This window comes from Candidatus Electrothrix sp. (genome assembly GCF_052785085.1).
Map to the genome: position 1 here is coordinate 1 of NZ_JALAAI010000069.1, position 20959 is coordinate 20959.

Here is a 20959-nt window from a genome sequence, read left to right on the forward strand (position 1 = left end):
CGAAGTCGGGTAGGGGAAAAGTGCGTCCAATTTCCGTCTGAAAAATCGAATTATTGACGGAAGCCTAAAAAAAGCAGCAGAAGCACCTTAGATTGAACGTTTTGAAATAACGTGTCAGGGTATTGACTACTATGAATTCTTCCGGCTGTCGAGAAATTCAGCAGATACTAATTAACATATAAAAATGTCTCAAGAAAGGAGGACAAAATGCAAGCATATTCTATAGAGCAAAGCATAATGGAAGGGCAAAGTGAAGCCAATGACCTCTTCGAGTTTGTAAAAAAGAACGCGGAAACTTTTGATGCAGACATCGTAAACATCAAAATGACACTTACTTGATAACCATTTGATTTTATATACGATTAATAGAATTTGGACATTTCGTCTTGTAGCAAGTGTCCAAATTTAATAATTTTGTTATAATATTAAATTATTATAAACAATGTCCAGTTTTAGCGTTTACGATGTCTGTAGGGGAAGAGCCGTGCTAAGTTTAAAATCAAACTGTCCAAAAAAAAATGGCTTGAGAAGGTTAGTTTACTATGTCTGATCTTGATAGAATGTGCTTTTTTTATTGTGAAGGGCATTGGACTCGTCTTCATTTTGTACTTAGCTGCTGGCGGGTATTCAGGTACTACCAAGGTTACATTTTCAGAGCTTACCACAGCATCTCACCATAGCGAAAACCCAAAAAACCTTCATGCAAATTGATGGGGTGTAAAAAAGGGAGCTAACGAAAAAAATCGCTAACTCCCTGATATACATGGTACGCCAAGCAGGATTCGAACCTGCGACCTACGGCTTAGAAGGCCGTTGCTCTATCCAGCTGAGCTATTGGCGCATATTGATGAGTTGGTCTCCCTTAGAGGAAGTCGAGCTATTATACAGTGGAACAAAAGATAAATCAACGTTCATTTCCAGAAGCTTTCTCACATAATTTACAGGCCTCATCCTACTCCCATACCGGATCACTTGCTGTAGCTACATTACGACCAATGGCGGCCAGCAGATGATGTCGGGCCTGTTGATAAGAGATCAAGGCCTGGACAAGCCCACCATAGGTAGCTGTCAAATCCCGCTGGGCCTCATTCAGACGCACCAGTGAGGCAGAGCCTGCCTCATACTCACTCTTTGCCAGCTTTCGGTTCTCCTCCACAAGCTCAACCGTTTCCCGCTGGAGGCTTACCTGCTTACGCGCAGCTGTTAAACGTATAACACTCTGCCAGACTTCTGAGGCAATGCTATTACGTAATTCAGCATGGCTGTACTCTGCCTCCTTCCTGGCTTGGCGAGCTTCACGAATTGCGGCATCAATGCCCCCCCCAGAATAAAGATTCCAGCTCACACTGAGACCAACAGAGGCGCCAACATCGTCCCCAGTGGGAAGCAGGCCATCCTGCGTCCTCCCATCAACCTGCCCACTCAGCTGCACAGTGGGCCAATCCGCTGCCTTGGCCTGACCGATTCCGGCTTGTGACGCCTTCATCTGTAAAGCCAAGGCCTTCAGGTCAGGACGGGTTTGCAACGCCTCTTGAATCAAACCCTTTCCATCACTCAGCCCCTTATCATCAGAGATATCACAGTCACGATCCAACTCTGCTAACTGCATATCTTCGGGCAAAACAGCATCTGTGATCCCCAGTAAAGCAGCCAGGACATAACGGGCAACTTCATAATCCTGAGCACTGACCAATAGGTTGTTTTTAGCAGTATTGAGCTGAACCTTCATATTAAGCACATCACTCAGAGAGCCGCTCCCAACCTCAAGACGACTTTCCGCATCCTGTAGTTGTTGGGCATAAAACTCCTTATTGGCAGTCTCAATCTCAATAGATGCCAAGGCCAACTGGGCCTTAAAAAAAGCATCTGCAACAGCAGAAACCAATAATCGTTGCGTATTTCTCATGCTTGCCGCAGAAGCCTGGATAGCATATCGGCCTTGTTCTTGCTGAAATTTGCGGGCATAGCCGTCAAACAGTAACCATGATGCCTGTAATCCCAAAGAACCTGTCTCGTAATTCTGATCAGCTGAGGAATCAGAAAGACTGAGCATCTCATAATTATTCTCAGAATATCGGGCAATACCGGTTGAAGCATCAAGATCAACACGGGGTTTATCTGCTGCTAAAGCCTGTTGCAAAGCAGCCTTGGCCTGCTCTAACCGGGCCTGTGCAGCCTCAATCCCAGGATTCTCCTGCAAGGCGATCTGTTGAGCGGTTTCCAGATCCAACAGTTCAATCTCTGCCAAATCATAGCGCTTTATTTTTGCCCCGCCTTCTGCGATTTCCTTTGCCTGCCCTGTTGTTGTCAGCAGAAAACATACGATAAAAACGAGTATACTCTTTTTCACAAGATTTCCTGTTATGTTGTATATAATTTATATGGACGACCTGCAAATTTTTCTTCTATTGAAACACTGTCATAAATATTTTGCAAAATGTTTATTTCGACCTGGCCACAGAAAGCGTTCTTCACGGCCTGTGGCCGGGGCCAAATCCCAAAGTATAGAAAGGCAACAGAAAAACTTTACTGCTTGCTAAACATCACAAGGAGTGATATGTTTTACATCGTTATTCCAAATGGATACTAAATATTAATAAGATCCCGTATATCTCTACGCACAGCCTTTCATAAACCCTATGCTTTCGAGTACGAACAAATCCTTTTCCAGGCACTTTTGCAGTCGCTTACTCTGTCAACTTTCCCTGGTTTTCCTGTTTTTCCCGTTCCTTCTTCTGCGGCCAGCTCTACTGCATGCACAGCCAGTTCCATTGACGGTCACTGTTCAGGGGATTGAAGGAGATGCGTATAAAAATGTTATGGCCAGTATCAAAATCGCCCTTCAACAGGATAATCCACAGCTGACTGTACGACATATTCGCAGGCTCCATAAAGCAGCACCAGAACAAATCGTCAAGGCTCTGGCCCCATTAGGCTATTACTCTGTTAAAATAAAAGACAGCTCACTCACCAGAAAAGAAGACGGTTGGCATGCTGTCTATGAGGTTGTTCCAGGTTCACCTGTTTTCATTGATACCATAGATATAACGGTAACAGGAAAAGGGAAGGATGAAGAATCTCTCCAGAATCTCAAGAAAACCTTCCCTCTCCAGGAAGGCGACCAACTCAATGACGCCAGCTATGAAAAAGGAAAGAAAGAAATCCTGAAAACCGCCCTGGGAAGCGGGTACATAAAAGCAGGTTTCACCACAAGCAAAATCCTGGTGCATCGCCAGGACCACCGGGCTGACATACAGCTTGTCCTGGAAACAGGACCTTTGTTCTTTTTTGGCAAGACCTACAGTAATCAGGACATCATCAGGCCTGATATGTTTCAGCGTTATCTCCCGTACAAGCAGAGCGATGTCTACTCTCGGAAGTCCCTTAATCAATTACAGACAACTCTTTATGCAACTGGTTATTTCAAACAGGTCGTTATAGAACCTCAAGATCCAGGATCTGATATTAAAGAACAGGAAATCCCTGTAAACGTTAAACTGGAATCTGGAAAAAAAAATCGTTATAGCTTTGGTATTGGCTATGGAACTGACACAGGTGCCCGTGGCAATATTGGCTGGAAGAATCGTATTCTCAATCGACACGGGCATAAACCTGAATTTAATATCCAACTGGCAGAAAACAGCAGTCGGGCTCATGCAGGCTACGAAATTCCGGTTTTTGATCTCCGCTACGACTCAGTAGACCTTGGCACTGTTTTTTTTGATGAAACCTGGGACGACACCTGGATCAAACAGCTTTCCATCAGTGGCTCAGTCAATCATAATGCTCCCAAACAGCAGTATGGAGTCGGGCTGGAGTATCTTCATGAAAATTACACGATCGGTGTCACCAGCGGGTCTGCAAATCTGCTGATCCCCAGTGCCTATTTCACCATGATCCTGGCAGAAAATCGGGTCAAAACCGAACACGGTCTCCGTTGGAGTGCCAGCCTGAAAGGAGGCAATACCGAGTTTCTGTCCAGCACAAATTTCCTTCAGGCCCAGGCCAATGGTAAAATGATCCTCACCACCCCTTGGCCTGACTGGCGTTTTATTGGCAGAGCAGCAATAGGCGCCATCATGATGGAATCCATTGATGAACTGCCTCCCTCACTGCGATTCTACGCAGGTGGTGACCAGTCTGTCCGAGGCTATGGATATAAGGAGCTGGGCCCAGAAAATGCTTCAGGTAAAGTGATTGGCGGGCAATATCTGACCGAAGCAAGCATTGAGTTTGAACGTACAATTACCGACACCTGGAGTGCTGCTGTCTTTTATGATCTGGGAAACGCATATGATGATATTGATGCTGACTTGCAGGCAGGGGCTGGTCTCGGGGTCCGAATGAATCTTCCTTTTGGTCAGGTGCGCTTAGATATAGCAGCTGCTCTCTCTGATGCTGATTACCCGGTGCGTATTCATCTCACCATAGGAGCGGATCTCTGATCTTTCTCCCGTCCTTTTGATATGAAAGTACGGTCAACTCTTTGGAATCGCCCACTCGACGTTCATCTTTTGTTGTCCCACCCCGGAGGAGCGGGACGGGTGTTCTTATAAAAAAGGTTCAACATCACCTTTTCCTTTACGAAGGATTTCAGGTTGTTCTGAAAGAAGAGAAATAACCGTTGATGGATCAGGATACATTTCCCCTCCATCAATAATTAAATCCACGTCATAACCAAAAAGATTTTCAACATCAAAGGCATCAATGACCGGTTCTTCATGATCATCCCGTAAGGCACTGGTATTAAGAAGGGGATTTCCCAAAGCCTCAATTACAGCAAGACAGATTGGCGAATCAGGCACCCGGATACCCACTGTTTTTTGCTTGGTCAGCATAATTTTAGGCACCAGCTTCGAACCAGGGAGCACCAAGGTGTACGGTCCTGGCAGGTGCTTGCGCATCAGCCGGTAAGCAGTATTGCCAACATGAGCATACAGACTAATATTCTTCAATGACGAACACATAAAGGAAAAAGGCTTTTGCTTAGGCCGATTTTTTACCTGATGAACCCGTTTCACCGCCTTTTGATTAAAGATATCACAGCCAATACCATACATGGTATCTGTGGGATAACAGACAACCCCCCCCCTTCGCAAGGTATCACACACTGTACTGATGAGGCGGGGTTGGGGATTATAGGGATTGATCTCAATACGTTTTGCCATGCTTCTTTAAGCTCCCACCAAATAAAGTAAAATGAACTATCCTGCCCCAAGGGGCAGAAGATCAAACTCAACCGAGGCGATTGTACACGGAAACATGCCACCAGACAAGCATGTTACTCTGCCTGCAACTTTTTTTCCATCAGTGCCCTGGACCAGCCCTTGCACCTGACATTTTACGGCACCTGGTGCCATCTTTTGTTCCATTGCAGTACTGTCTTTATCCAATATTCATTGCAAAGCTTTGCGCCTGATCCCTTGCTGCTTGCGGCGTAACAGCAAAATATTTTTTTTAATTAAGCCTCCGTCCCTTGGGGCAGGGGGCTTTTATCCCCAAATTATTTTTAATAAGGATAAACAGAATTTGACTTGTTTCAATAAATAAAATGCAGTATAGTTTTTTATACTTTTAAGGAGCACTGGATATTTTTACAAAAAGGTTATGTTGGGCAGACAAGCAGGTATGCCTCTACAGTCCTGTACACCTGATACAGAGGGATTTTTAAAAATTCCCTTAGACACAAAAAGGAACAAAAAAAATTGGCATATTTACTGCATAAAAATTCATCGACACTGTCCCTCTGGACAGGGATAATAAAAGATGAATATTTATAAAAGGTAAGATATTGTTTCATTTTTTTAACCCCTGAGCTCTACTCTTTCGTACTATAAGTAGATTTAGTAGAAGTAGATTCAGTAGAGCTGATTTCAATCTCTCACTCCTTTACCTATAATGAGCTCAGAAACAGACCAACTTGCGCATGATTTCGCAGAAGTCAACAAAACCCTGGCGCAATATCCGCAAATCCATGTGGCAAAAACAGAAGGAGATCCTCCTGCCACCTATGAGGTAGAATACCAGCTCAAGGCTCTTACGCGACAGGAAAATGGAAGTATTGATCAGGCTGGCCGTCACCTCCTGCGTATTAATTTACCCTTTGGATACCCGCATTTCCCGCCAACAGTCAAACCCCTGACTCCTCTTTTTCACCCGGATATTGATCCGGATGCCGTTCGTATTGCTACACATTGGCAACAAAATCCTTCCCTGGCAGACCTGCTCGTTCATATTGGAGAGATTCTCTGCGCTCAAACATTTAATCTGGAAGAACCCTTTAACCAGGAAGCCGCAGATTGGTACAGTGAACACGCAGCAGATTTTCCCTTGGATCAAATCCAACAAGCCAGTGCAGAGGATAACGCAGAAGACACTTTCTCATTGGAGGAAACGGATGATCTTGGCCTGAGCTTGGAAGTTGACGATGCAGAAGAAAATATCAATGCTCAACTAGAAGAAATACAACATCATATTTCAAGAAATGAGGTCGTTACCGCTGGCAAACTCCTTGCCACCCTTTCCTCATCTTCTCCAGAAGCGCAAGAGCTGGAAAAAATTGTTTCCTCTGCTCTGGCCAAAAGAGACGCCTTAATCCAGGAAATGGAAGAACTGGAGAATGAAGACAGATTCTCTGAGGCCTATGCAATTTTTGAAAAAATTCGAGCAATTGCCATCGACACACCTTACTTATCAGATATCGGCCAACGCTTACAACAATCCCAGGCCATGCTGGATGCCTTTTCCCAACCTGGCCTGACAGGAGATGAACAGGGGAGCGCATTTCCCCAACAAGAGGACAGCGGAACAAAGAAAAAAAAGAAAAAAACAAGCAAGAAAACACCACAAAAAGAAAAACCAGCAAGGGCAAGACGAGCTGACAGACCCAAAATTGTCATTCCTGTCAAGACAATCTTAGCCGGACTTGTCGTGCTGATCGTTGTTGGCGGTTGCACCCTTGTCTATACCAAGAGCATGGAAACCCTCATGGAGGCTGAACGTGATTGGATTGAAATAAAATATAAACCTTGCTCCACCCCTGAAGACTACAAAAAAATACGCATTCAAGCTGAAAAGATCCTTATTAATATCAGGACTGTTTATGTTCCAGGTATCGGCAAAAACAAGTTGGAACAGGAGATCACGGATCATCTTAATGATCCAGATTTCAAAGATGGAGAGATTGGCTATCAGAAAATCTTCGTGCCTATTGATAAAAAAATTGACAAGGCAACCCACATGGCTTCTTTAGAAAAATATTCAGAGGCCATGCGTCTCTACAAAGAAGCAAGAGACTTAGCTGTTGCATCAAAAGTGGATACACTGGATGCCCAAAAAATAAACCCGGAATTGGATAACCGCATCAGTGTCATTGATGAACAAATAACTGTCCTTCAGGAACAAGTACAAGAGGAAGGAAAAAACAGGGAACGCAAAATGGCTGAAGAAGCCTATGATGATGGTCTAAAATTATTCAACAGGCTTGAGGCGAAAGAAGGGGGCACCCCAGACTTGCCTGATGAGGTTATTGCCAGTGATCAATGGAAGGTCTGTATTCAGGTACTCGAAAATGCTCAGAGCCTGCTCAGCAAACAACCAGAAACCAACTCCCCAGAACGACAGGAAAAACTGAAGACCCTACTGGCCTACTCAAAACTTTATCAGTACCTGGCCGAAGCTCGCCAAGCCTATGAAAAAGGCGATTTCCCCGATGCTATCGAAAAGTATGAGGACACGTTAAACTGGCTCGAAAAGAACCGTTCAGTTCTTCATGAAATCTATAAGGATGCACATCTCAAGATAGAGAAGACCATTATTATCCTTAAAATCACCCTTGAACTGCGTCAAGCAGTTGAAGCAGAAAATCAAAATAATTCAACAATAGCTTTAGATCATTACAAAAAATCACTAAAAGCTCTCCGTAACTCCAAAATGGACATGGATGATGACCTTAACCAGTTGAAACGATACATTCACTCCAGGATCAAGGAAATTCAGTCTAAAATCAAAAAACAAAACCTGGAAACAGCAAAAAGCAGTACCCAGGAATGGTGGGATAAAAATTATAAGAGGATTTTCAAAAAAGAATTTCCCTCCACCCGGGTCAGTCTGCTGAGTAAGCCGAGAATCCATTTCATTAAAGTCAAAAATGGACGATTACTATATATCGTACGCTGCTCAGAGAAAGGAATTACCTTGGAGGTACGTTACCAGTATGATCTGAGCAGAAGAACCTGGAGCCGTTATGACGGAGAACTAGAGATACCCTCCCCTAACAAGAAATAACCCCCTCTTGTGGGTACAAGTTCTTTGCATGCGGTATTTTTGGTAAATCCTTTATGAGTGATGGTGGTGTCCGCCATGAGCCCCATGCGTGTGTTCATGTTTATGGGGATCATGGCTATGATGGTTATGACCACCACCCGGTGCTTCAAGAGGTCCGCCTGCCTTTTCCAGGGCCTGTTCAAGGCAATTCTGGGCATCTTGCAGGGACTGGACCGCGGTCTGAAGTAATTGAGCGACTTCAGGAGAACCATCTGTTAACTTTTCCGCCCATTGAGCGAATTCCTTGCCGTGCCCTTGATTATGATCAATCCAGTGCGGTAGCATAACACGTAGTTTTTCAATATCGTTCACTCTACCCTCCTCAACCTTCTCTTCTTGATTCATTTATCTTTGTTATTTTCTTCATCACCATCAGGCGCTAATACCACTGCACCTCCGAGAAAATCAATGCTCTTAATTGAGGCCTGGCCCACTGTCATGGGTTCTTCAAAATAGGTACGCAGGATAATCCCCAGCTCTGTGACCTCTAAGCCAGTTACCCCTTCCATCAGGGTTTCCTGACACCCCTCTCGCTCCATCACTACATTTAACTGACACATTTTTCTGCTCGCTTTTTTTGATTATAACTTCCACCCATCACTTCAGGGTGGGACAACAGAACATACAGAAAACATACAAACAGGGATCAGATAAGAAAACGAAACTCACCTTTTCCCAGCAAATCATGCAGGTGAAGAATTCCTTCCACTCTGCTCTCCTTATCAACCACTGCCAGTACCGTAATATCCTTCCCCTGCATAAGACTGAGTGCGTCAGCTGCCATGAGTTCTCCGGTAATGGTAACAGGCTGTACCGTCATCATCTCTGCTATCCCCTTCTTGTTGTCTTCAGCACAGGCCCCTTTTTCCAGCCATTTCTCGTCAAGCAGACATCGTCTGAGGTCGCCGTCAGTAATAATCCCGGAAAGCTTCCCGGATTCCTCACTCTCCACCACTAACAATGCCCCAATATTCTTCTTATTCAGTTCTCTCACTGCCAGCTCCAGGGGCACATCCTTGCTCACCATAGGTACCTTGTCACCGGTTAACATGACCTCTCGTACAGCCACCTTCAACCGTTCCCCCAGGCTTCCACCAGGATGATTACGCCGAAAATCCTCTGCCCGAAACTGCTTACGCCGCAAAAGCGCAACTGCCAAGGCATCACCAAGGGCAAGGGTCGCGGTGGTTGACGTGGTCGGAGCCAATCCCAGTGGGCAGGCCTCTTTGGGTACAGCAACATTCAGGGTAATGACGGCAGAACGGGCAAGAGTGGAATTGCTGTTACCTGTCATTGCCACAACCTGTACTGCACGTTTTTTCAGGCTATCAAGCAACAGGTTCAACTCTGAGGTTTCACCGGAATAGGAAAGAGCCAACACAATATCTGTGGAGCTGACCATACCCAAATCCCCGTGCATGGCCTCCACTGGATGAAGAAAAAAGGAAGGGGTACCAGTTGAATTCAGGGTTGCGGAAATTTTTTGTCCTACCAGGCCAGACTTGCCTATTCCCGTAATCACCAAACGGGTTGGGCAGGCCATAATCAGGTCCACGGCCTGAACAAATTCCTCCCCCAGCGCATCACGGACAGCGGTAATACCTTCAGCCTCCACGGTCAGCACTTCTCGTGCTCCTTCCACAGTCATTACGCTGCTCCTTCCAGATCCACCACAATTCGACCTTTTGTCTTACCCGCAAGCATATCCCCAATATACTGATCAAGCTGATCAAGTACAATCCGGGTGGTCAAACCGTCCAGCATGGACAGACGCCAATTACCAGCAAGTTCCTGCCAAATCTCTTCCCGGCGCCCCATAGGACACCTGGCCGAGTCAATACCGACCAAACTAATTCCCCGCAAAATAAAAGGATACACCGTGAGAGGAAGATCACCTGATGCGGCATTTCCGCAACAGGCTACCACGCCACTATATTGAGTTGCCTTAACAGCACCAGCTAATACGTCGCCACCAACAGTGTCCACCACTCCGGCCCATCGTTCTCTGAGCAGGGCTGCGGCAGCACGCCCGATTGCTTGCTTTCTTGTCAAGATATCCACTGCGCCTAATTCCTGTAAAAAGGCGTGCTCACTTTCCTTACCCGTGACAGCTGTTACCTGAAAGCCAAGTTGAGTAAGCAGAGCAACAGCAGTAGATCCCACACCTCCAGTAGCACCGGTGACCAAGCTGGGTCCCTGATCAGGCCGTACTCCATAAGCAAGCAAACGTTCAACGCATTGGGCTGCTGTAAAACCTGCGGTGCCGATCTGCATGGTCTCGTATAACGATATTCCGGGAGGTTTGGACAGCACCCAATCTCCTGGAACAGTAATATATTCGGCAAAGCCGCCTGGAGTATTCATGCCCAGATCATACCCCATACAGATTACTTCATCACCTTCTTGGAACTGCTCTGTTGTCGAGGCAGCCACCACGCCGGCAGCATCAATACCCGGTGTATGGGGGTAGTTTTTGGTCACCCCGCGATTACCGTGAGCAGACAAGACATCCTTATAATTCAACGAAGAAAAATAGACTCGTATCAGAACTTCGCCTGGCACAAGTTCTGATACAGTACGCTCCTCTACACTTCGATGAAATTGGTGTTCTTCATCTTCACGAACAACCAAGGCCTTAAATCGTTTCTGTTCCATAGATAATCCTTTTTCTTGCCCCTTCTCTCGTTACGTTCATGGTGTCATGTTGACTACGATATCATTTTGACCGGGTTCAAGTCACCAGCGGTCACCCGATGCTTGATCCCCTGAGAATCCAATATAATATATTGTCCGTCCTCAGCAAGCCCTATCCCGGTAGCCTGGAGTTCTGTCTCATGACAGAGATAGCGTAGCGACCTGCCTTGAAGGTAATCAAAGGTTCGCCACTCTGCAAGCAATGCCTTTTTGTCTTGCCCAAGCTGCTGACAGGCTCTGAGCAAGGCATTAACAAGCTGGGGGAGCAAAATCTCTTCTCGTGGACAGCTTTCTGCAACATTTGCCAGGGCGATACAGGTTTGGCGAAGTTCTGTGGGAAATTGTTCAGGTGCTGTGGTCATATTGATTCCAACCCCAATCACAACAAAATCAGCCCGACCGTTCGAGGCACAGCGAACAGGGCCTGATTCTGTGAGGATACCAGCAAGCTTGCGATCATGCAAATAGAGATCATTGGGCCATTTCATCATCACCGGCACAGAGACTTTTTCCCGAAGCGTGGAACATAATGATGTGCCAGCAGCCAAGGTGATAAGCGGCAAATCTTTAAGCTCAAGCTCCGGGCGAAGGATCAGGGAAAAATACAGTCCGCCAGCAGGAGACTCAAATCGTCGCCCACCTCTTCCCTTGCCACTGGTCTGGCTGTCTGCATGAATCACAGTTCCATGCTCAGCACCCTGCTCTGCCATATTCACAGCAACAGTATTAGTGGACGCAATACTTGAAAAATGGTAATATAATTCTTCCCTGAACATCATCCGGGCTGGAGAGTTTCTTAAATCCTACGGCCTCAATGGCAAAAAAAAGCTATTGTATCACATTACTTGATTTCAATAAATTGCGGAACCCTAAAAAACAAGCCTGCCAGCCTCTCTTGTTACTCTGAAGCTGTAGAGCCTTTTCCTCTTGACTTTTTAAGGGAGAAATAGAAAAACAAGGTTGTTTCTGTTATAAACAGAAAATGTAAAGAAAAGAGAAAAATGCTCGTATTGACCGACCCGACCCATAATTTATAGAAACAGGTGAAATATGATCAATAAGGTAATTTTAATAGGCCATCTTGGAAGCGACCCCGAACAACGTTTTACTCAGGGAGGCGTAGAGATGTCAACTTTCAGCATCGCTACCAACGAACGCTGGAAAGGACAGGACGGGCAAATGCAGGAGCAAACGGAATGGCATCGTATTGTTGCTTGGCGACAACGAGCTGAACTTTGCAATAAATATCTTCACAAAGGCTCAAAGATCTACCTTGAGGGCAAGTTGCAGACCAGAAAATGGCAGGATCAGAACGGCAATGATCGCTGGACAACGGAAGTTGTAGTCAGGGATGTCCAATTCCTCACTCCTAAAGGAGAAAGTGGCGGGGGCTATGGTGGAGGCGGTGGCGGGTATGATCCAGGCCCAGAGCCTCCTCCCAGCAGCGGTGGTGGCTACGATGATTTTTCCGGTGGAACTGGTGGACAATCAAGCGGAGGAACAGGAAGCGACGTTCCCTTCTGAACAGATACTCCTCAGTCCTCCTCTGTTCAATACGGCGAAGGGTCATCTGTGACTCTTCGCCATTTTTTTCTCCCTACCAATATCCCAGGAAGCCTGCTGCGAAAAAATTCCATTGGACAAATTCCATTTTGTTCTTATTTTTTATCATACAATGGAAAATACGTCAGTTGGAAACCAAAAACAAATCATAACGATAATCCCTTGTTCTTCAAACAGAAGACAGGAGAGATCTGAAAAGTACAGCGCATATGGAATACTATAAAATTCTCGGTGTTGATAAAGCAGCATCCGCAGCTGAAATCAAAAAAGCCTACCGCAAACTGGCCCAGAAATATCACCCGGATAAAAACCCGGATAATAAAGAGGCTGAGGCAAAGTTTAAAGAGATCAGCGAAGCCTATGCGGTCCTTTCTGATGAAAAGAAACGGCAGGAGTACGACACCTACGGCTCAGCAGGCTTTCAGCAGCGGTACTCTCAGGAAGATATTTTCCGAAATTTTGATCTCAACGACATCCTGAACCAATTTGGCTTTGGTGGCGGGGGCGGTGGTCGCACCACCTTCCGCTTCAACAGTCAAGGCGGTGGCGGCAATCCCTTTGATTTTTTTAATCAAGCTGGTGGTGGCCCCCAAGGTGGGGGATGCGGTGGCGGAGGATGTCGGCCTCAACCCACCAAGGGACAGGATCAAACCTATGAAATGAGCATTACCCTGGAAGATGTCCTTCACGGTGGAGAAAAAAACATCAGCCTCCGCCGCGATAGCGGAACCCAGAATATTGCTGTCAAAATCCCAAAAGGTATTGAGTCGGGCAAACGTCTGCGCCTTTCTGGAAAAGGGGCTCCTTCTCCTGACGGAGGACCTCCTGGTGACCTGTACCTCAAAGTAACAGTTCAGCCCCATGACAGCTTCACCCGTGATGGCGACAACCTCATCGTCGAAAAAAGGATCCCCTTTACTCAGGCCTGCCTGGGCACAACTGTGGAAGTAACTTCGCTGGACGGACGCACCTTTAAACTCAAGGTCCCAGCAGGAGTGCAGCAGGAAGCAAAACTACGCATCAAGGGACACGGGCTACCATCAGGGCCCATAGGGGAACGGGGAGATATCTACGTTAAAATTCTTGCCAAAGTTCCCAGGCAACTGAGCCAAGAACAGCAAGAGGCCCTTCAAAAGCTGGCAGAATTAGGTTTATAGCCCTTAGACAGGTACTCAATGAAGATCCTGACCATCTTCGGAACCAGGCCAGAGGCCATCAAAATGGCCCCGGTTATCCATGCTCTTGCTGCTGCTCCTGAATTCACCGTCAAAACCTGTGTTACGGCCCAACATCGCCAAATGCTGGATCAGGTTCTGGAGCTTTTTACTATCAGGCCAGACTATGATCTGGATGTTATGCAGAACGATCAGGATCTTTTTGACCTGAGTTCCCGAATTCTTTTCGGCCTGCGTGAAGTCCTGCGGAGAGAACAGCCTGATCTGGTTCTTGTTCAAGGCGACACCACTACCTGCTTTATCGGGAGCTTAGCAGCCTTTTATCTCTGTATCCCTGTTGCTCATATAGAGGCAGGCCTGCGCACAGCCGATATCTATGCCCCCTTTCCAGAAGAGGCCAATCGAGCCATGACCTCGCGGCTTGCAGCGCTTCACTTTGCTCCCACTGAACAGGCCTGCCAGAATCTCTACCGCGAGGGCATTGCCGAGAGCATAGTGCATCAAACCGGCAATACTGTGATTGATGCACTGCTTTGGGTCCGTCAGCAAATAGGCTCTGAGATTAATCCAGAGCCCTTTGGCGCAGCAGGCCCTCTGATTCAGGAAGGACAGCCCTATATTCTGATTACTGGTCATCGCCGGGAAAATTTCGGTACAGGGTTTCAGAATATCTGCGAGGCTATTGCGGTGCTGGCGGACAGGTATCCTGAGATCGGTTTTATCTATCCGGTTCACCTCAACCCCAATGTCCAGCAACCAGTGAACAGCCTGCTTGGCAAGAAAGCAAATATCTATTTGATACCACCTCTGGATTATGCCCCTTTTGTCCAGGCAATGGCCCAGTCCCGCCTGATCCTGACTGACTCCGGGGGCGTGCAGGAAGAGGCTCCCTCGCTGGGTAAACCGGTGCTGGTCATGCGGGAGAGCACGGAGCGACCCGAGGCTGTTGAGGTGGGCACGGTCCGCCTGGTTGGGACCAACAAGGAGTTGATCATCCGGGAAACAGAACGCCTCCTCACCGACGAACAGGCCTATCAAAGCATGGCTGACAAAATCAACCCCTACGGTGATGGTCAGGCTGTCGCACGTATTATAGAAGTCCTCAAGACATTCCGGGCAGCGCATCACCCTGCCCTTTCCTGATGTTCCGCAACACATCATTGTTTTTTCGCAGGGAGGTGCATGCACCGATCCCTGAGCTGTATTTGCACGAGGTGAACAACTCAACCTTATCCCACGGAGAAGAAGAATGGGAAAAACCATAGCTGAAAAGATCTTCGCAGCCCATCTGCGTGACACCCCCACCCCGGAGAACATGGTCCTGGACATTGATGTGATCATGTGCCATGAAATCACCACCCCTATAGCCATCATGGATCTGGTGGACAAGGACATGGATCGGGTGATTGATCCAAACCGGATCAAGGCGGTGATCGATCATGTAACCCCGGCCAAGGATTCCAAGACTGCGACCCAGGCCAAGATCATGCGGGATTGGGCCCGTCGCCATAAGATCAAGGATTTCTTTGACGTGGGCCGTAACGGGGTCTGCCATGCCCTGTTCCCGGAAAAGGGATTTATCCGTCCGGGCAACACGGTCATCATGGGCGACTCCCACACCTGCACCCACGGGGCCTTTGGTGCCTTTGCTGCCGGTGTGGGCACCACAGACCTGGAGGTGGGTATCCTCAAAGGTGTCTGCGCCTTTCGTAAGCCCAAGTCCATGAAGATAGAAGTCACTGGCACCCTGCCCATTGGTGTGTATGCCAAGGACGTGATCCTCAAGATCATCAAGCAGCTCACGGTGAACGGGGCCACTGACATGGTCATGGAGTTCTGCGGCCCTGTGGTGGAGGAGATGAATATGTCCTCCCGCATGACCCTCTGTAATATGTCCGTGGAAGCCGGGGCCACCTCCGGCCTCTGCCTGCCGGACAAGGTAACTGCCGAGTACCTCTGGCCCTTTATCCAGGAGGATTATGCATCCCTTGAAGAGGCCGTAGAAGACTTCAGTACATGGCATTCTGATCCTGATGCGGAGTACGCCGAGACCCTGACCATTGATGTTTCAAACCTGCGCCCCCAGGTGACCTATGATTATAAACCGGACAAGGTCAAGGATGTTGATGAGCTGGCCGGAGCCCGAATCGATCAGGTCTATATTGGCTCCTGCACCAACGGGCGCATCGAAGATATCCGGGCTGCGGCCTCTATCCTGCTGGGACGCACCATTGCTGACAGCGTGCGCGGTATCCTGACCCCGGCTACCCCGGCCATTTACTCCCAGGCCCTGAACGAAGGCCTGATCAAAATCTTCATGGACGCTGGTTTCTGTGTGCTTAACCCCACCTGCGGTGCCTGCCTGGGCATGAGCAGCGGCGTGCTGGCTGAAGGCGAGTCCTGCGCCTCCACCACCAACCGGAACTTCAACGGACGCATGGGCAAGGGCGGTATGGTCCATCTGATGAGTCCGCTCTGTGCTGCCGCAGCAGCAGTTACCGGCGAGATCACAGACCCGGCCCAGTTTATCAACTAAGCAGCCCAGCTAAAAGGAGCAACGAAGGACATGAAAGCATTCGGCGGTTCAGCCTTTTTTATAGATAGAGACGATATTAATACGGACGAGATCATTCCGGCCAAGTACCTTACCGAGATTACCAAACGGGCCTTGCAGCCCCACCTGCTGGAAGACCTGTTCCTGGATGGCAAGGAGTTTGACACCCAGGCGGATGATTTCCAACAGGCATCAGTACTGGTGACCCGCTCCAACTTTGGTTGCGGCTCCTCCCGTGAGCACGCGGTCTGGGCTTTGGAGGTCAATGACATCAACGTAGTCCTTGGTGAGAGCTTTGCCCGTATCTTTCGCCAGAATATGTTCAACTGCGGTATCCTGGCAGTGGAACTGAGCAAGGCGGATATTGACAAGCTCTTTGCCCTGGCTCAGGGTGATGGTGCAATCAAGATCGGTATTGAGCTGGACAAGGATACCGTGGTTGCGGAGAACGGTAAGGGAGAGAAGGTGGAGTGCAGTTTCTCCATGAATCCCTTTGATAAGGAGCTGGTGGCGGCAGGCGGTTGGTTAGCCTATGCAGATCAGAAGTATTGATTTCATCGTACACTACTGATGTGTTAGTAGAAAGCGGAGAGAGGGCTTGCCTTTTCTCCGCTTTTTTTGTTGCATGGTTCTTCAGGCAGACTTGCTGTCTTGCCCGGAACAGTATATCATTAACCTTGTACACTACTATAGCACTGGAGGACAACCTGTTCAGTTAACCTCCCTTGCGGCCGACATTCCTCTTGACAAAGCAGCACCCTCTGTCTACGCTACAGGCTTCATCGTTTCCGTACTTATTCAAAGCAGTTCACCCTGAGAACAGAGCAGCAGGAGCACCACCATGAATATCACAGGCTTTGACAAGGTTGCCCCGTATCTGACGCACCCGCTGGTGCTGGTGGGCTTTGTAATGATGCTGGCTTACGGCATTCACTGGCAGCTGATGCGGTCCGGGCTGCTGGCCCAGGCGACCAAGAAAGACAGTGCCCTGATCATCAGGCTCTTTCTCCGCTACGGGTTCTGGTTGGCCCTGGTACTGCTGCTGGCGGGCTTTGGCTTGCAGTTCTCCGGGATAGGCTTGTCTGCGTGGAACAGCTACATGGAGAAGGAGAAGGTTATATCCTTTGATGCACGGAAGATAGCCGAATCGCTCTCTAAGCAGTTGGATACCAAGGACGAGCAGATCAAGGCCCTGACCGAAGCCATCACCGCTTTGTCCAAGGCGGATGCGTCTGCTGCCAGCATCAACGATGCCTTGCGGGCATTGGAGCAGGGCAATACAGCCAAGGCGCAGGCAATCTTTGCCGAGGTGCTGCGCAGCAAGGAGGCGGAAGGGCGGCAGGCCAACAAGGAAGCGGCGGCGGCGGCCCGCCATTTGGGCGCATTGGCGTATATGAACAACCCCAAAGCGGCTTTGGCTGCCTACCAGAAGGCGGTGCAGCTTGACCCGGATAATGCGGACGGCTGGAACCAGCTTGCTAGTCTGCTTTACCGCACAGGAGAGCTGACGCAGGCGGAAGAAGCATACCGCAAGGTGTTGGCCTTGGCTGAAGCGCATCAGGATAAAGAGGAGCAGGCAGTGGCTCTCGGCAATCTGGGCAATGTGTATCGGACACGCGGCGAGCTGGACAAGGCCGAGGAGATGTACAGGAAGGCTCTGGCGATCAGCGAGGCGTTAGGGCTGAAGGAATTGACGGCGAACCAGTACGGCAATCTGGGCAGTGTGTATCTTACACGCGGCGAACTGGACAAGGCGGAGGAGATGTACAGGAAAGGTCTTGTGCTTGACGAAGCCTTGGGCCGCAAGGAAGGCATGGCAGCAAATTACGGCAATCTGGGCCTTGTGTATAAGACACGCGGCGAGCTGGATAAGGCGGAGGAGATGTACAGGAAGAGCCTTGAGATCAGCGAGGCGTTAGGGCTGAAGGAAACGACGGCGAACCAGTACGGCAATCTGGGCAATGTGTATCGGACACGCGGCGAGCTGGACAAGGCGGAGGAGATGTACAGGAAAGGTCTTGCGCTTGACGAAGCTTTGGGCCGCAAGGAAGGCATGGCGGCAAAATACGGCAATTTGGGCAACGTGTATCAGACACGCGGCGAGCTGGACAAGGCGGAGGAGATGTACAGGAAGAGCCTTGAGATCAGCGAGGCGTTAGGGCTGAAGGAAGCAACGGCGAGCATCTACGGCAATCTGGGCAGTATGTATGGGACACGCGGCGAGCTGGACAAGGCGGAGGAGATGTACAGGAAGAGCCTTGAGATTGAACAAGCCTTGGGCCGCAAGAAAGGCATGGCGGCGGATTACACCAATCTGGGCATTGTGTATGAGGAACGTGGCAACCTTGCTCAGGCGGAAGCAGCTTGGAAGCAGAGTCTGAGTCTGTATCAGGAAATGGGAGCGATGCAGCATCCCGATGCCAAGAAGATGCAGCAGTGGTTGGATGAACTGGCCCAGAAGCGATAGGCGGCAACCCCTACCCCCACCGCCAATCCCCGATAGTGTGATCGGGAGAAGCCCGATACCACTTGCGGGCCGGCCCGATAGTGGTATCGGGGAACGCCCGATAACGGTATCGGGGAAAGCCCGATAACGGTATCGGGGAAAGCCCGATAACGGTATCGGGATTCCCGCCCGCATTCCTGCCGCAATCCCTTCACTTTCCCCTTGACATGTCCCGAATACCGTTTTACGGTGCAGGCATATACATTTTCCCCAATCACGCGACACACTTAACCAAACCGGAGGATCAGCTATGTCCAAAGTAGAATGGCGGCCCTATGTGAATGCCCTGACCAAACCCCGTTCCTATCGCGCACGGGTTATGCCCAAGGAAACCATTGACTATGCGGGCATGGCCCGGATTCTCTCGGAAAAGAATCCCCTCTGGCGCGAGGATCTGGTGGAAAGCATCCTCCGGGCCCGGGACGAGGAGGTCATGAACCAGCTCCTCCAGGGCAACCAGGTTTCTTTTGAGAACGCATTTACCTATCACCTCTCCCTTGCCGTGCGCCTGGATGCGGTGGACGACCCCCTGCCTGCGGACAAGAGCTTTGTCAAGGTGGGTGCGTATGCGGCCAGGCAGTTCGAGGAACGGGTTCGGCAGCAGGTGGACTTTGAGCGGTTGCCGCCCAAGGAAAAGGCGCCCGTGCTTGCCGGGGCCGAGGACACGGTCCTGAACTTTGACGATGTGTTGAATCCCCAGGGCCTGCTCCGTCTCACTGGCACGGATATGTCTTTTGATCCCCACAAGGAGGGGGAGGACTGCCTGATCACCGGCACCCGCAGCGGCAGCACGGTCCAGACCCGCTTTGGGCCGATCAGCAATACCGAGGTGCTGGTGATGCCGGATGTGCCGCCCCAGGACGATCCGTGGAACAACGAGTACCGGGTCTCCATCAGCACCCGTTATACTACTCACGGCACCCTGCGTACCGGCAGCTACGGTCGCCCGCTGCGCACCCCCCTGAGCGTAGCCGGTATCAGTCATCCCAACCCGCCTGAGACCGGCATCCTCACAGGCAGTGCGACTGCGCCGTACGTGAGCATCACCGGCGTCAGCCTGTCTGCGGACAGCACGGTGCGGGTGGAGGTGATCCAGGATCTCCAGCAGGAGGAGCTGGTCTTTCGCCTCCTGGACATGGAGCAAGACGGGGCAGCAGGCCCGGAGCTTGCCCTGACCCAGAACGGTGCGTACACCCTGAGCGGCTTTACCGGTTCCCCACTGAGCAGCCTGGAAATCCGGGTTGATAATTATACCGATCTGTGGGAGATGATCCTCAGCGATTACGGCGGCAGGCTGGTGGATATCCTCCAAATAACCATGGCCTAAGGAGGAATAATTATGATGTCAGACGAGAAGTACAATGCCCTCCTCAGCCAATCTGAGTACATGGCAAAAAACGAACCGGACCGGTATCGGCGCAAGGTGCGGTTCCTGATCCTGCTGGGTGATCTCTATCTGGCAGCAATTATCCTGGTCCTGCTGGGCCTCCTGCTGGGATCGGTGTTTATCCTTGTCCGGGATCTGTGGGCCGGAGCCTTAGGCTGGCAGACAGCCCTTGCCGTGCCTGTGCTGATCTGGGCGGTCTGGCTGACCCGTATGCTGCTGATGATGAAGGGCGGGCGGAAACCCATACCCGGCATCCCGGTCAGCCGGGAGCAGGCCCCTGAGCTGTACGCCATGATTGATACCCTGTGCGCTCAGGCCGATGTGCGGCCTCTCCGGCGGGTGCTGATCACCAATGAGTTCAATGCAAGCGTGGATCAGCTGCCGCGCCTGGGTGTGTTCGGCTGGCAGCGAAAAACCCTGCTGCTCGGCCTGCCCCTGCTCAAGTCCATGACTGTTGAGCAGGTCAAGGCGGTGCTGGCCCACGAGCTGGGGCATCTGGTCAAGAAGGGAGACGCAGCAGCGTCCCGCCGGGTCCATTATCAGATGATCCGCTGGACAGGCCTGGCTGAGTCCCTTGGTGATAATCCGAACCATTGGCTCTTCAAGCACTTCCTTGAATGGTTTATACGCAATACCGCAAAACTCACACAATCAATATATATATTTACAATAATTTGCTTTTATGGTAAGAAGTACATTTTTAACCAAGCAAAAGGCTTTCCATGAAAACAGCAAAGAAATTGATACCGACATGC

At 49.5% G+C, this 20959-nt stretch carries 19 protein-coding genes and 1 tRNA gene; 11 read left to right on the top strand and 9 right to left on the bottom strand.

The genetic code is table 11. From position 1 onward, the window contains the following. Positions 1-207 precede the first annotated feature (207 nt). Positions 208-339, top strand: a complete 132-nt coding sequence (locus L2082_RS11815) for a hypothetical protein (protein WP_446009686.1) — start codon at positions 208-210, stop codon at positions 337-339. Positions 340-764: 425 nt separating this feature from the next. Here the strand turns inward: L2082_RS11815 and L2082_RS11820 are convergent. Together L2082_RS11820 and L2082_RS11825 are read right to left on the bottom strand one after the other, a co-directional pair. Further along, positions 765-841 (bottom strand) — tRNA-Arg (locus L2082_RS11820). Positions 842-952: 111 nt separating this feature from the next. Then, the gene (locus L2082_RS11825; protein WP_446009687.1) at positions 953-2350 is read right to left on the bottom strand and encodes a TolC family protein; all 1398 of its coding nucleotides are present in this window, start codon (positions 2348-2350) and stop codon (positions 953-955) included. Between the two features lie 421 nt (positions 2351-2771). On the opposite strand from L2082_RS11825, the gene L2082_RS11830 reads away from it, so the two are divergent. Next, positions 2772-4445, top strand: coding sequence for an autotransporter assembly complex protein TamA (locus L2082_RS11830; protein WP_446009688.1), 1674 nt, complete (start codon positions 2772-2774; stop codon positions 4443-4445). Positions 4446-4550: 105 nt separating this feature from the next. Here L2082_RS11830 and L2082_RS11835 read toward each other — a convergent pair whose 3' ends face one another. Together L2082_RS11835 and L2082_RS11840 are read right to left on the bottom strand one after the other, a co-directional pair. After that, complete coding sequence (locus L2082_RS11835) at positions 4551-5168, bottom strand: L-threonylcarbamoyladenylate synthase (protein ID WP_446009689.1); 618 nt, start codon at positions 5166-5168, stop codon at positions 4551-4553. A gap of 36 nt (positions 5169-5204) precedes the next feature. Continuing rightward, positions 5205-5372, bottom strand: coding sequence for a hypothetical protein (locus L2082_RS11840; RefSeq protein WP_446011782.1), 168 nt, complete (start codon positions 5370-5372; stop codon positions 5205-5207). A 604-nt stretch (positions 5373-5976) separates the two neighbouring features. Between L2082_RS11840 and L2082_RS11845 the strand changes: the two genes are divergently transcribed. Then, positions 5977-8286, top strand: coding sequence for a ubiquitin-conjugating enzyme E2 (locus tag L2082_RS11845; protein WP_446011783.1), 2310 nt, complete (start codon positions 5977-5979; stop codon positions 8284-8286). 51 nt (positions 8287-8337) lie between these two features. Here the strand turns inward: L2082_RS11845 and L2082_RS11850 are convergent, their stop codons facing one another. The 5 genes from L2082_RS11850 to L2082_RS11870 all read right to left on the bottom strand — a co-directional run bounded on the left by L2082_RS11850 (position 8338) and on the right by L2082_RS11870 (position 11798). Beyond that, positions 8338-8637, bottom strand: a complete 300-nt coding sequence (locus L2082_RS11850) for a hypothetical protein (protein ID WP_446009692.1) — start codon at positions 8635-8637, stop codon at positions 8338-8340. A 29-nt stretch (positions 8638-8666) separates the two neighbouring features. Then, positions 8667-8885: a CooT family nickel-binding protein gene (locus L2082_RS11855; protein ID WP_446009693.1), complete on the bottom strand. Its 219-nt coding sequence runs from the start codon at positions 8883-8885 to the stop codon at positions 8667-8669. Positions 8886-8971: 86 nt separating this feature from the next. After that, positions 8972-9973: a KpsF/GutQ family sugar-phosphate isomerase gene (locus L2082_RS11860; RefSeq protein ID WP_446009694.1), complete on the bottom strand. Its 1002-nt coding sequence runs from the start codon at positions 9971-9973 to the stop codon at positions 8972-8974. Next, a complete protein-coding gene (locus L2082_RS11865) occupies positions 9973-10980 on the bottom strand; it encodes a YhdH/YhfP family quinone oxidoreductase (protein WP_446011784.1) in 1008 nt (335 codons plus the stop codon). Before L2082_RS11865 ends, L2082_RS11860 begins: the two co-directional genes overlap by 1 nt. A gap of 53 nt (positions 10981-11033) precedes the next feature. Further along, positions 11034-11798, bottom strand: coding sequence for a biotin--[acetyl-CoA-carboxylase] ligase (locus L2082_RS11870; RefSeq protein ID WP_446010886.1), 765 nt, complete (start codon positions 11796-11798; stop codon positions 11034-11036). Between the two features lie 271 nt (positions 11799-12069). On the opposite strand from L2082_RS11870, the gene L2082_RS11875 reads away from it, so the two are divergent. The 8 genes from L2082_RS11875 to L2082_RS11910 all read left to right on the top strand — a co-directional run bounded on the left by L2082_RS11875 (position 12070) and on the right by L2082_RS11910 (position 20930). Continuing rightward, a complete protein-coding gene (locus L2082_RS11875; protein ID WP_446010887.1) occupies positions 12070-12543 on the top strand; it encodes a single-stranded DNA-binding protein in 474 nt (157 codons plus the stop codon). A 248-nt stretch (positions 12544-12791) separates the two neighbouring features. Then, positions 12792-13739: a DnaJ C-terminal domain-containing protein gene (locus L2082_RS11880; protein ID WP_446010888.1), complete on the top strand. Its 948-nt coding sequence runs from the start codon at positions 12792-12794 to the stop codon at positions 13737-13739. An 18-nt stretch (positions 13740-13757) separates the two neighbouring features. Next, positions 13758-14900, top strand: coding sequence for a non-hydrolyzing UDP-N-acetylglucosamine 2-epimerase (gene wecB, locus L2082_RS11885; protein ID WP_446011785.1), 1143 nt, complete (start codon positions 13758-13760; stop codon positions 14898-14900). A gap of 106 nt (positions 14901-15006) precedes the next feature. Next, on the top strand, positions 15007-16293 hold the full coding sequence (locus tag L2082_RS11890; RefSeq protein ID WP_446011786.1) for a 3-isopropylmalate dehydratase large subunit: 1287 nt from the start codon (positions 15007-15009) through the stop codon (positions 16291-16293). Positions 16294-16323: 30 nt separating this feature from the next. Further along, positions 16324-16863, top strand: coding sequence for a 3-isopropylmalate dehydratase small subunit (locus L2082_RS11895; protein ID WP_446011787.1), 540 nt, complete (start codon positions 16324-16326; stop codon positions 16861-16863). Between the two features lie 289 nt (positions 16864-17152). Then, on the top strand, positions 17153-18778 hold the full coding sequence (locus L2082_RS11900) for a tetratricopeptide repeat protein (protein ID WP_446011788.1): 1626 nt from the start codon (positions 17153-17155) through the stop codon (positions 18776-18778). Between the two features lie 289 nt (positions 18779-19067). Next, positions 19068-20144 (top strand): hypothetical protein, encoded by a 1077-nt coding sequence (locus L2082_RS11905; RefSeq protein WP_446011789.1) that lies wholly within the window; start codon positions 19068-19070, stop codon positions 20142-20144. 12 nt (positions 20145-20156) lie between these two features. Next, the gene (locus tag L2082_RS11910; protein WP_446011790.1) at positions 20157-20930 is read left to right on the top strand and encodes a M48 family metallopeptidase; all 774 of its coding nucleotides are present in this window, start codon (positions 20157-20159) and stop codon (positions 20928-20930) included. The last annotated feature ends 29 nt before the right edge of the window (positions 20931-20959 follow it).